Source organism: Streptomyces sp. W16, assembly GCF_033194735.1.
GTDB lineage: Bacteria > Actinomycetota > Actinomycetes > Streptomycetales > Streptomycetaceae > Streptomyces.
Window position 1 is genome coordinate 1 of sequence record NZ_JAWOAI010000422.1, and the last position, 8964, is coordinate 8964.

Genomic DNA, 8964 nt, shown 5'->3' on the forward strand with positions numbered 1-8964 from the left:
CGACGCCACGACGGACGGGTGCCGGGTGGCCAGGTTGGTGACGGCGGTGCCGAGGCCGATCCGCTCGGTGGCGAAGGCCGCGGCGGTGAGGGTGGTGAACACGTCCCGCCACAGCAACTGCGAGTCGGGGAACCACACTTGGTCGAAGCCGAGCTCCTCGGCCCGTCGTACGGTCCGGGCCACCCGGTCCGCCCGGTCGCAGGGCGGGATGCGCACGCCGACGCGCAGCGGTTCCCGGTCGCGGCCCGCTGAGTCGACGCCCACCGATATGTCGCAGTTCATGAAAAGGACCCTAGGGACGAACGAGGGGCCGTCGAACAGCAGCGGTCCGCTCAGCGATCCGCTGCCGGATTATGCGTCGGCGCTGCTGAATCCGATGACCGGGATCGGTTGGACGCGCGCGGCGGGCGCGGGCAGAGTTGGCGCGGTGAACCACATCGCAGATCCGGGGCGCTACGACAGCACGATGCGCTACCGCCGCACGGGCCGCTCGGGGCTCGACCTGCCCCTGCTGTCGCTGGGCTACTGGCACAACTTCGGTGACGACCGGCCGTTCGAGACGCAGCGCGAGATCGCGCTGCGCGCCTTCGACCTCGGCATCACCCACCACGACCTGGCGAACAACTACGGCCCGCCCTACGGCGCCGCCGAGAGCAACTTCGGCCGACTGCTGAAGCAGGACCTCGCGCCGTACCGGGACGAGCTGGTGGTCTCCACCAAGGCCGGCTGGGACATGTGGCCCGGCCCCTACGGCCAGGGCGGCGGCTCCCGCAAATACGTCCTGGCCTCGCTCGACCAGTCCCTCAAGCGCACCGGCCTCGACTATGTGGACATCTTCTACTCCCACCGCCTCGACGCCGGCACCCCGCTCGAAGAGACCATGGGCGCGCTGGACACCGCCGTCCGCCAGGGCAAGGCCCTCTACGTGGGCATCTCCTCCTACGACGCCGAGCGGTCCCGGGAGGCCGCGGCCATCCTTCGCGAGCTGGGCACGCCGCTGCTCATCCACCAGCCGTCGTACAGCATGCTCAACCGCTGGATCGAGCACGACGGGCTGCTCGACGCCGCGCAGGACGAGGGCTTCGGGGTCATCGGTTTCACGGCGCTGGCGCAGGGGCTGCTGACCGGGCGGTACCTGGACGGGATTCCGGAGGGGTCGCGGGCCGCGCTGGGCACGTCGTTCGACGCTGGCTGGCTGACCGAGGACATGGTGCGGCGGCTGCGCGCGCTGAACGACATCGCGGCCAAGCGCGGTCAGACCCTGGCGCAGATGGCGCTCGCCTGGGCACTGCGCGACGAGCGGGTGACCTCGCTCGTGATCGGCGCCTCGCGCACGGAGCAGCTGGAACAGAACGTGGCCGCGCTGGACAACCTCGACTTCAGCGACGAGGAGCTGGCCGAGATCGACTCGTACGCCGTCGACGGCGGGGTGGACCTGTGGCGGGACGCGCGTACTGGGAAACTCGGCTGAGTCTCAAGGTGCCGGCCTCGGTGGTCGGCACCTCCCAGGACACAGCGGAGGCGTGGAGCAGATGACAGTTGAGGGCACAGACGGCATCAGTAACGACCGGATCGCCCCGACCACGCAGGCGGTGCTGGAGTCCCTGACTCCCAGCGCGACCTTTCTCGTCGTCACCGTGGAGCCCGGCGGCGAGGAGACCACACGTGAACTCCTCGCCGATCTGGGCGGGTTGATCCGGTCCATCGGGTTCCGCGCGCCGGACGGGCGGCTCAGCTGTGTGACCGGCGTCGGGTCGGAGGTGTGGGACCGGCTGTTCGAGGGCCCGCGCCCCGCCGAGCTGCATCCGTTCCGCGAACTCGCCGGCGCCCGCCACACCGCCGTCTCCACCCCGGGTGACCTGCTGTTCCACATCAAGGCCGTACGGGCCGACCTGTGCTTCGAGCTGGCCGCCGAGATCATGGGGCGGCTGGGCGGCGCGGTCTCCGTGCGCGACGAGGTGTCCGGGTTCCAGTACTTCGACGTACGGGATCTGCTGGGCTTCGTCGACGGCACGGAGAACCCCGTCGGGGCGGCGGCCCGCCAGGCGGTGGTGGTGGGCGGCGAAGACCCGGAGTTCGCGGGCGGCAGCTATGTGATCGTGCAGAAGTACGTCCACGACATGGCCGCCTGGAACGCGCTGCCGGTGGAGCAGCAGGAACGGGCCATCGGGCGCACGAAGTTGACCAACATGGAGATGGACGACGACGTCAAGCCGGCCGACTCGCACATCGCGCTCAACGTCATCACGGGCCCGGACGGCACCGAGCGGAAGATCCTGCGCGACAACATGCCGTTCGGCAGCGCGGGTCAGGGCGAGTTCGGCACCTACTTCATCGGGTACGCCCGTACGCCCTCGGTCACCGAGCAGATGCTGCGGAACATGTTCCTGGGCACGGACGCCGCCTCCCACGACCGCATCCTGGACTTCTCCACGGCCGTCACCGGAAGCCTCTTCTTCGTGCCGTCCGCGGACTTCCTCGACGACCTGCCCGATTCCCCGGCTCCCCGGGACGAGCAACTTAAGTGAACGGTTAACCAGCCGTTGACACCCCCGTCCGCCGGGCGCCCAATGAGGCCCGGACACGGCACCCGGCCGACCGGCCAACTGCCGTGCAGGACAGGGGGATTGCGGTATGCAGGTTCCCGCTCCGTTCGAGTACCAGCGGGTCGGCAGCGTGGGCGAGGCGGTCGCGCTGCTCGACCGGCTGGGCGACACGGCACGACTGGTGGCCGGCGGGCACAGTCTGATCCCGATGATGAAGTTGCGGCTGGCCAACTTCGAGTACCTGATCGACATCAACGACCTGCACGACGAACTGGGTTACGTCCGTGTCGAACCCGGGCTGATCCGCATCGGCGCGATGACCCGCCACCGCGAGCTGCTGGAGTCCGACGAACTCGCCGCCGCCTTCCCGGTGTTCCGAGACGCCGAGCGCGTCATCGCCGACCCCGTGGTGCGCAACCGGGGCACGCTCGGCGGCTCCCTCTGCCAGGCCGACCCGTCCGAGGACCTCTCCGCGGTGTGCACGACGCTCGACGCGAGCTGCGTGATCCAGGGCACGGGCGGCGAACGGGTGGTGTCCATGGGGGACTTCCACCAGGGGCCGTACGAGACCGCCGTCGGCGACGCCGAGATCCTCACCGAGGTCCGCTTCCCGGTCCGCCCGAACGGGTCCAGCGCGTACGAGAAGGTCGAACGGCGGGCCGGTGACTGGGCGGTGGTGTCGGCCGGTGCCGCGGTGTGGCTGGACGGTGACGGGCTGATCGCCGACGCCCGGGTCGGGCTCGCCGCCGTGGGCCCCAACACGGCCGGAATCCCCGGCATCGCCGACGCCCTGCGCGGCCGGCGCCCGACGGAGGAACTGTACGGACAGGCCGGGGTCATCGCCGCCGAGGCCTGCTCCCCCGTGACCGACCGGCGCGGCAGCGCCGAGTACAAGCGCCATCTGGCACGGGAGTTGACCGTGCGCGTGCTGCGCCGGGCCGTGGCCCGCATCGACGGACAGGAGGTGTGATCGTGCAGGTCAGCATGGTCGTCAACGGCGAAGAGGTCACCCGGGAGATCGAAGGGCGGCTGCTGCTGGTCCATTTCCTGCGCGACCACCTCCGGCTGACCGGCACCCACTGGGGGTGCGACACCAGCAACTGCGGTACGTGCGTGGTGTGGTTGGACGGCGAGCCGGTCAAGTCCTGCACCGTGCTCGCCGCGATGGCGGGCGGGCACGAGGTGCGGACCGTCGAGGGGCTCGAACAGAACGGTGAACTCGACCCGGTGCAGCGCGGGTTCGTCGAGTGCCACGGCCTGCAGTGCGGCTTCTGCACGCCCGGCATGATGATGACGGCGCGTGCCCTCCTGGACCGCAATCCCGACCCCTCCGACCAGGAGATCCGCGAGGCGATCTCCGGGCAGATCTGCCGCTGCACCGGCTACGCGACCATCGTCCGCTCGGTCCGGTGGGCGGCGGCCGAGGAGGCCGGGACCCGAACGTCCCTCGAAACACAGGCCACTTCGGCTTCGGCTTCGGCTTCGGCTTCGGCTTCGGGGAGCGCGTCATGACCGCCGTCTCCGAGAACGGCCACCGCACCGCGTTCGTCGACAACGACCAGAAGCCCTGCGGCCACGGCCGGATGCTGCGCAAGGAGGACCCGCGCTTCGTCCGCGGCAAGGGCCGCTACGTCGACGACCTCGACCTGCCCGGCATGCTCCATCTGGCCATCCTGCGCTCGCCGTTCGCGCACGCCCGCGTCCTCTCCGTCGACACCACGCTCGCCGAGGCCCACCCGAAGGTCCGGCTGGTGGTCACCGGGGCGATGCTCGCCGAGAAGGGCCTGGCGTGGATGCCGACCCTCTCGAACGACGTGCAGGCGGTCCTCGCCACCGACAAGGTCCGCTTCCAGGGCCAGGAGGTCGCCTTCGTCGTGGCGGAGGACCGCTACGCGGCCCGGGACGCCCTGGAGTTGATCGACGTCGAGTACGAGCCGCTGGACCCGGTGATCGACGTACGCACCGCCCTCTCCCCCGACGCGCCCGTCATCCGCGACGACCTGGAGGGCAAGGCCGACAACCACTGCTTCGACTGGGAGACCGGCGACGAGGCCGAGACCGAGGCGGTGTTCGCCCGTGCGGACGTCGTGGTCACCGAGGACATCGTCTACCCGCGTGTGCACCCGGCGCCGATGGAGACCTGTGGCGCGGTCGCGGACTTCGACCAGGTCGACGGCCGCCTCACCCTGTGGTCCACCACCCAGGCCCCGCACGCCCACCGCACCCTCTACGCGATCGTCGCCGGCCTGCCGGAGCACAAGATCCGGGTCGTCTCCCCCGACCTCGGCGGCGGCTTCGGCAACAAGGTGCCGATCTACCCCGGTTACGTGTGCGCGATCGTCGGCTCGCTGCTGACCGGCAAGCCGGTGAAGTGGATGGAGGACCGCGCGGAGAACCTCATCAGCACCGGCTTCGCCCGCGACTATGTGATGCGCGGCGAGATCGCGGCCACCCACGACGGCAGGATCCTTGCCGTCCGCACCCAAGTACTCGCCGACCACGGCGCGTTCAACGGCACCGCCGCTCCCGTGAAGTACCCGGCCGGCTTCTTCGGCGTCTTCACCGGCAGCTACGACATCGAAGCCGCCCACTGCAAGATGACCGCCGTCTACACCAACAAGGCGCCGGGCGGGGTCGCTTACGCCTGCTCGTTCCGCATCACCGAGGCCGTCTACCTGATCGAGCGGATCGTCGACTGCCTCGCGTACGAACTCGCCATGGATCCGGTCGAGTTGAGGATGAAGAACTTCATCCGGCCCGAGCAGTTCCCCTTCCGCACCAAGACGGGCTGGGTCTACGACTCCGGCAACTACGCGCCCACCATGGAACTGGCCAAGGAACTCGCCGGCTACGACGCCCTGCGCGTCGAGCAGGCCGAGAAGCGGGCCCGCGGTGAACTCATGGGCATCGGCGTCTCGTTCTTCACCGAGGCGGTCGGCGCGGGCCCCCGCAAGGACATGGACATCCTCGGCCTCGGCATGGCCGACGGCTGCGAACTGCGCGTGCATCCGACGGGGAAGGCGGTCGTGCGGCTCTCGGTGCAGTCGCAGGGGCAGGGGCACGAGACGACGTTCGCGCAGATCGTCGCCGAGGAACTCGGCATCCCGCCACAGGACATCGACGTGGTGCACGGCGACACCGACCAGACCCCCTTCGGCCTGGGCACCTACGGCAGCCGCTCCACCCCCGTCTCGGGCGCCGCCGCCGCGCTGGTCGCCCGCAAGGTGCGGGACAAGGCACGGCTGATCGCCTCCGGGATGCTGGAGGTGTCGGTCGCGGACCTGGAGTGGGAGAAGGGTTCCTTCCATGTCGCGGGCGACCCCGAGGCATCGGTCACCATCCAGGCCATCGCGATGCGGGCACACGGCGCGGGCGATCTGCCCGAGGGTGTGGAGGGCGGTCTTGAGGCGCAGATCTGCTACAACCCGGAGAACCTCACCTACCCGCACGGCGCCTACATCTGCGTCGTCGACATCGACCCGGGCACGGCGAAGGTGACCGTCCGCCGCTTCGTCGCGGTCGACGACTGCGGCACCCGGATCAACCCGATGATCATCGAGGGGCAGGTGCACGGCGGACTCACCGACGGGGTCGGGATGGCGCTGATGGAGATGATCTCCTTCGACGAGGACGGCAACTGCCTCAGCGGCTCGCTCATGGACTACCTGATCCCGACCGCGCTCGAAGTCCCCGACTGGGAGACCGGGTTCACCGTCACACCCTCCCCGCACCACCCCATCGGCGCCAAGGGGGTCGGCGAGTCCGCGACGGTCGGCTCGCCGCCCGCCATCGTCAACGCGGTGGTCGACGCCCTGAAGCCGTACGGCATCCGGCACGCGGACATGCCGCTCACACCCTCGCGGGTGTGGGAAGCGATGCAGGGCCGACCCACTCCGCCGATCTGAAGGTGGTCGCGATGACCGGCAAGTTGAGTGCGCGGGCCCTCGAACTCACCGAGCGGCGCGTGCCGTTCGTCCACGCGCGCGTGGTGCGGGCCCAGGCACCCTCCTCGGCACACCCGGGCGACGAGGCCATCGTGCACGGCGACGGCACCATCGACGGCTTCGTCGGTGGCCAGTGCGCCGAGGGCTCGGTCCGTACGGCCGCGCTCGGCGCCCTGCACGACGGCGGACCGCTGCTGCTGCGCGTCCTGCCGCAGGGGGACGCCGAGTTCCCCGAGACGCCCGGGGCACGGGTCGTCATCAACCCCTGCCTGTCCGGCGGCGCGTTGGAGATCTTCCTGGAGCCGGTGCTGCCACCGCCGCTGATCGAGATCGTCGGAACCACGCCGGTGGCGGAGGCCTGCGTGGCCTTCGCCGCCCTGCTGGGTTATGCCACCGCACGCTCCCTGCCCGACGGCCCGCCCTGCGACCACACGGCGGCGGTGATCGTGGCCGGGCAGGGCCGGGGCGACGCGGAGTCCCTGCGCGCCGCCCTGGACGCGGGTGTCGGGCACATCGCGCTGGTCGCCAGCCACCGCCGCGCCGCCGCCCTCCTCGACGAACTCGGCCTGACCGAGGCGGAACGGGCCCGCGTCCAGGCTCCGGCCGGGCTGGACATCGGCGCCCGTACGCCGGCCGAGATCGCGCTGTCGATCCTCGCGGACGTGGTCCGAGTCGTACATGCGGCGAAGGCCCCCGTGCCCGAGCACCCTCCGCAGGCCGTGGACCCGGTGTGTGGCATGACCGTGACCGTGGGCCCCGGGACACTCCGTCTCACCACCGGCGAGGGCGAGTTCTGGTTCTGCGGGACGGGCTGCCGGGACCGCTGGTCCGCGGGTGGGCGGGCCACCGGGTGAGCGAACTCTTCGCGGACGCCGATGACGTACGGCGGCGGCTCGACGAGGTCGGCCACCTCGTCGACGACGGTACGGCGACCGCCCTCCTCCTCGCCACACTGCTCGACCGGCCACTGCTGCTGGAGGGCGAGCCCGGCGTGGGCAAGACCAGTGCCGCCAAAGCCCTCGCCAAGGCCCTGGGCACCCCGCTGATCCGGCTGCAGTGCTACGAGGGGCTGACGGCGGGCGAGGCGCTGTACGAGTGGAACTACCAGCGCCAGTTGCTCGCCGTCCGGCTGACCGAGGCGCACGGGCGGGAGCTGTCCGACGCCGACCTGTTCAGCGCGGACTTCCTGCTCGACCGGCCGCTGTTGCGGGCGGTGCGCCATCAAGGCCCGCTGCCACCCGTGCTGTTGATCGACGAGATCGACCGGGCCGACGACGAGTTCGAGGCGCTGCTCTTCGAGTTCCTGGGCGAATCCGCCATCAGTATCCCGGAGTTGGGCACCTTCACCGCCGTACGGCCGCCCGTCGTGGTGCTCACCTCCAACCGCAGCCGCGAACTGCACGACGCGCTGCGCAGGCGCTGCCTCTACCACTGGATCGACTTCCCGACGCCCGAACGCACGGCGGAGATCCTGCGCCGCACGGTACCGGCCGCGAACGAGCCGCTGATCGCGTCCACCACCGAATTCATCGGCCGGGTACGCGAGTTGGACCTCGACAAGGCACCCGGCATGGCGGAGGCCATCGACTGGGTCTCCGCCCTCGCGGCTCTGCGGGTCTCGCGGCTGGCCCGCGACGACATCGTCCGCACGCTCAGCACGGTCGCCAAGAGCCCCGACGACCGCACCGCCGTCGTCGGGGCCCTCGACGCACTCGGCTATCCCGAAGAAGCGAGGAGACCATGAAGATCGACAACGAGTTCAGCGTCGGTGTGCCGGTCGAGCGGGCCTGGAAGGCGCTCACCGATCTGGAGGCCCTCGCCCCATGCATGCCCGGCGCCGAACTCACCGGCGTCGACGGTGACGTCCACCGGGGCAAGGTCAGGGTCAAAGTCGGGCCCATGATCAGCCAGTTCGCGGGGACGGCACGCTTCGTGGAGCGGGACGAGGCCGCCCACCACGCCGTGATCAGCGCGGCCGGCAAGGACATGCGCGGGGGCGGCAACGCGTCCGCGACGGTCGACGCCCGGCTGCGCGGCGAGGGCGCGGGCACGGTCGTGACGGTCAGCACGGACCTCAACATCAGCGGCAGGCTTGCCCAGTTCGGCAGCGGAATGATCAAGGAGATCTCGGAGAAGCTGTTCGCGCAGTTCGTGGCGAACGTGGAAACGCAACTGCTGGCGACGCAGGACGAGCCGGAGGCCGAACCGGAGGCGGAGGCAGTGCCGGAGACGGTCCCGACAGCCGTGGCACCGCCGGCGCCGGCCGAGCCGCTGGACCTGATGCGGGTGGCCGGTGCGTCGGTGTACAAGCGGCTGGCCCCCGTCGTCGTCGCGGCCGTCGTCGTCGCCGTGGTGGTCTACCTCCTGGTCCGATGAGGCCGAGCGGCCCGCTTCTGCCCGCCGTCGACCGGGCCGCCTTCGCCACCGCGCTGGCCGCCCGGCTCAGGGAGCACGGCGTGCCGGTGGGCCCGACC

The 8964-nt window shown here is 70.8% G+C and carries 9 protein-coding genes; 8 read left to right on the forward strand and 1 reads right to left on the reverse strand.

Annotation, left to right across the window (positions count from 1 at the left end; genetic code table 11):
- Positions 1-282: LLM class flavin-dependent oxidoreductase (locus R6V09_RS38655; RefSeq protein ID WP_317886153.1), on the reverse strand; the 282-nt coding region annotated here is incomplete at its 3' end.
- A gap of 145 nt (positions 283-427) precedes the next feature.
- On the opposite strand from R6V09_RS38655, the gene mgrA reads away from it, so the two are divergent.
- From mgrA to R6V09_RS38695, 8 genes are all read left to right on the forward strand, one after another.
- Positions 428-1471, forward strand: a complete 1044-nt coding sequence (gene mgrA / locus R6V09_RS38660; RefSeq protein WP_317886160.1) for an L-glyceraldehyde 3-phosphate reductase — start codon at positions 428-430, stop codon at positions 1469-1471.
- A gap of 61 nt (positions 1472-1532) precedes the next feature.
- A complete protein-coding gene (locus tag R6V09_RS38665; protein ID WP_317886161.1) occupies positions 1533-2528 on the forward strand; it encodes a Dyp-type peroxidase in 996 nt (331 codons plus the stop codon).
- Positions 2529-2634: 106 nt separating this feature from the next.
- Positions 2635-3516 carry an FAD binding domain-containing protein gene (locus tag R6V09_RS38670; RefSeq protein WP_317886154.1) on the forward strand — a complete coding sequence of 294 codons (882 nt, stop codon included), beginning with the start codon at positions 2635-2637 and terminating at the stop codon, positions 3514-3516.
- A gap of 2 nt (positions 3517-3518) precedes the next feature.
- Entirely contained in the window at positions 3519-4058 is a 540-nt protein-coding gene (locus tag R6V09_RS38675) for a (2Fe-2S)-binding protein (RefSeq protein WP_317886155.1), read from the forward strand.
- Positions 4055-6451, forward strand: a complete 2397-nt coding sequence (locus tag R6V09_RS38680; RefSeq protein ID WP_317886156.1) for an aerobic carbon-monoxide dehydrogenase large subunit — start codon at positions 4055-4057, stop codon at positions 6449-6451. Before R6V09_RS38675 ends, R6V09_RS38680 begins: the two co-directional genes overlap by 4 nt.
- Before the next feature lie 11 nt (positions 6452-6462).
- Positions 6463-7344, forward strand: coding sequence for an XdhC family protein (locus tag R6V09_RS38685; protein WP_317886157.1), 882 nt, complete (start codon positions 6463-6465; stop codon positions 7342-7344).
- The gene (locus tag R6V09_RS38690; protein WP_317886158.1) at positions 7341-8234 is read left to right on the forward strand and encodes an AAA family ATPase; all 894 of its coding nucleotides are present in this window, start codon (positions 7341-7343) and stop codon (positions 8232-8234) included. The genes R6V09_RS38685 and R6V09_RS38690 overlap by 4 nt, the downstream gene beginning before the upstream one ends.
- On the forward strand, positions 8231-8866 hold the full coding sequence (locus tag R6V09_RS38695; RefSeq protein ID WP_317886159.1) for an SRPBCC family protein: 636 nt from the start codon (positions 8231-8233) through the stop codon (positions 8864-8866). Before R6V09_RS38690 ends, R6V09_RS38695 begins: the two co-directional genes overlap by 4 nt.
- The last annotated feature ends 98 nt before the right edge of the window (positions 8867-8964 follow it).

Bases quoted from the DNA above. Each gene is read 5' to 3' on its own strand.
- R6V09_RS38680 (WP_317886156.1), top strand. From the start codon at position 4,055: ATGACCGCCGTCTCCGAGAACGGCCACCGCACCGCGTTCGTCGACAAC.
- R6V09_RS38665 (WP_317886161.1), top strand. From the start codon at position 1,533: ATGACAGTTGAGGGCACAGACGGCATCAGTAACGACCGGATCGCCCCG.
- R6V09_RS38685 (WP_317886157.1), top strand. From the start codon at position 6,463: ATGACCGGCAAGTTGAGTGCGCGGGCCCTCGAACTCACCGAGCGGCGC.
- R6V09_RS38695 (WP_317886159.1), top strand. From the start codon at position 8,231: ATGAAGATCGACAACGAGTTCAGCGTCGGTGTGCCGGTCGAGCGGGCC.
- R6V09_RS38670 (WP_317886154.1), top strand. From the start codon at position 2,635: ATGCAGGTTCCCGCTCCGTTCGAGTACCAGCGGGTCGGCAGCGTGGGC.